Annotated in this window: 3 protein-coding genes; 2 read left to right on the top strand and 1 reads right to left on the bottom strand. The window is 38.1% G+C overall.

Translation table 11 applies throughout. From position 1 onward, the window contains the following. The first annotated feature begins 91 nt into the window (after positions 1-91). On the top strand, positions 92-820 hold the full coding sequence (locus ACKI2P_RS04790) for a flavodoxin family protein (protein ID WP_407375507.1): 729 nt from the start codon (positions 92-94) through the stop codon (positions 818-820). A gap of 20 nt (positions 821-840) precedes the next feature. Here ACKI2P_RS04790 and ACKI2P_RS04785 read toward each other — a convergent pair whose 3' ends face one another. Beyond that, the gene (locus tag ACKI2P_RS04785) at positions 841-1317 is read right to left on the bottom strand and encodes a GNAT family N-acetyltransferase (RefSeq protein WP_407375506.1); all 477 of its coding nucleotides are present in this window, start codon (positions 1315-1317) and stop codon (positions 841-843) included. A gap of 36 nt (positions 1318-1353) precedes the next feature. Between ACKI2P_RS04785 and ACKI2P_RS04780 the strand changes: the two genes are divergently transcribed. Further along, on the top strand, positions 1354-1754 hold a 401-nt coding region (locus ACKI2P_RS04780), incomplete at its 3' end, for a pyridoxamine 5'-phosphate oxidase family protein (protein ID WP_407375504.1).

Below are 1754 nucleotides of genomic sequence, written 5' to 3'. Positions count from 1 at the left end.
ATTTGATGTTGATGAAAAAGAGTTAGATGAGTTCGACAGGCAATTTGAGTTTAAGGAAAAATTAGTTTTAGAAGGACAATTGGGTGTTTAGATGAAATATGTTATAATTAACGGATCTCCAAGAAAGAAGAATACATGGTCAGTGGTAAACAGGGCCAAACAAAATTTGGATGGTGAATTTGAAGAGATTCAACTAATAAATGAAAAGATTCCAATGTGCAACGGATGCTTTAAATGCATAATGGAAGGGGAGGAGAGATGTCCTCATTTTGATGTTGTAAATCCCATTGTTGAGAAAATGAGACGTGCTGACGGAATCATAATCGCATCTCCGGTGTATGCAATGAATGTGACTGCACTTCTAAAAAATCTATTCGACCATACGGCCTACTTCTATCACAGGCCTGAATTTTTCACAAAAAAGGCACTGGTTGTAGTTACAACAGCAGGTGCAGGTCATAAGGATGTTGCAAAATACATTGATGAAACATTAAGGCACTGGGGAGTGAATAAGGTCTATAAAATAGCTTTTGCCTGCGGAGGAAAGGATTCTCTGGATACAAAAACAATTGACAAGGCTGCCGTCAAATTTAGGGAGGATGTTGAATCCGGTAAAAGGCATTCGCCGAAACTTGGAGACATTATCTTTTTTGATGTTTGGAAAGCTATGGCGTTAAAGAAAGATGGCATTCCTGCCGATGTGAGATACTGGCGGGAGACAGGTTTCATAAATCATGATTTTTCACCTGAAGTAAAATTGGGATTGTTTAAAAAGGCATTTTCAAAATTAATGTTCAATATTCTAAAAAGAGTAATGTAAGAGTTCAAGCTCTTACTTAATTATTCGTCAGCTAACTTTTTCAAGGCATCGCCGGTTAAGTGAAACACGTTCCAGTCCTTCTGCTCCGCACCCAGGGACAGGTAAAAGTCAATGCTTGGCTTGTTCCATGAAAGGCAGGTCCACTCAAACCTTCCATAACCTCTGTCCACTACAATTCCGGCAAGCTTTTTAAGCAATGCCTTGCCGTAGCCCTTGCCTCTGTATTCAGGGTCGACAAACAAGTCTTCGAGGTGAAGATTGACATTACCTATATATGTTGAAAAACTTAAAAAGAAAAGGGCAAATCCAATCACTTTATCGTCTTCGAGAGCAAAGATGACTTCTGCTTGATGCTTTTCGAAAACCCATTTTCTGATATCATCTTCAGTTGCAATAACTTCATCCAATCTTTTTTCATAATCAGCAAGCTTTTTAATGAATTCAAGGATTAAACCAACATCATTTTCTTCAGCGTTTCTAAATGTTAATTCAGACATATAGATATTTTAGATAGTATTTATAGATATATTAATATGTTTAGAAATATGAGACGTGCGGGTCAGGAACTTTCAAAAGAGGAATGTGAGGAAATACTGATTAGTCAGCCTAGAGGGATACTTGCCCTTTTAGGAGATTACGATTACCCTTACACCGTTCCGATGAACCATGTTTATGTTGACGGTAAACTCTATTTCCATGGAGCTAAAACAGGCCATAAAAATGACGCCATCAGGAATCATTCCAAATGTTCATATTGCGTTTTGAATGAAGGTGTTAAAGCAGAAAACAGCTGGTGGTACACATTCAAGAGCGTGGTGCTTTTTGGAAACATTAAAACAATTTCAGATGAGGCGAGAAAAGTTGAAATATTGACTGTTCTTGGAGATAAGTTCTTCCCGACCCATGAGGAGACTGTCGATGAGATTGACCGCCT

Source organism: Methanobrevibacter sp. (assembly GCF_045541095.1).
In the GTDB taxonomy this organism is placed as follows: domain Archaea; phylum Methanobacteriota; class Methanobacteria; order Methanobacteriales; family Methanobacteriaceae; genus Methanocatella.
This window is presented reverse-complemented; position numbering and strand designations above follow the sequence as displayed.